Genomic DNA, 422 nt, shown 5'->3' on the forward strand with positions numbered 1-422 from the left:
CGTGGCTTCTGGTGGTGACGGGTGCGGCGGGGTTGCTGGCGTCGTGGGTGATCACGCTGGACAAGTTCCGGTTGCTGGAGGATCCGTCGTTCACGCCGGGGTGCAGTCTGAATCCGGTGGTCTCGTGCGGCAGTGTGATGAAGAGCGCGCAGGCGGAGGTGTTCGGGTTTCCCAATCCGATGCTGGGCCTGGTGACGTACGGGATGGTGGTGGCGATCGGGGTGGCGCTGCTGGCGGGGGCGCGGTTCTCGCGCTGGTACTGGCTGGGGCTGAACGCGGGCACGCTGTTCGGGGTCGGCTTCTGCGCCTGGCTGACCTATCAGTCGCTGTACGAGATCAACGCGCTGTGCCTGTGGTGCAACCTGGCCTGGGTGGCCACGATCCTGATGTTCTGGTACGTGACCTCCCACAACGTCCGCCAC

General features: G+C 65.9%; 1 protein-coding gene. It reads left to right on the forward strand.

Annotated features, from left to right (window positions below; all coding sequences use genetic code 11):
* Window positions 1–422, forward strand: a 422-nt coding sequence (locus tag NX801_RS30635) for a vitamin K epoxide reductase family protein (RefSeq protein ID WP_258791233.1), incomplete at both ends; no start/stop codon positions are given.

It is taken from the genome of Streptomyces pyxinae (assembly GCF_024756275.1).
GTDB lineage: Bacteria > Actinomycetota > Actinomycetes > Streptomycetales > Streptomycetaceae > Streptomyces > Streptomyces pyxinae.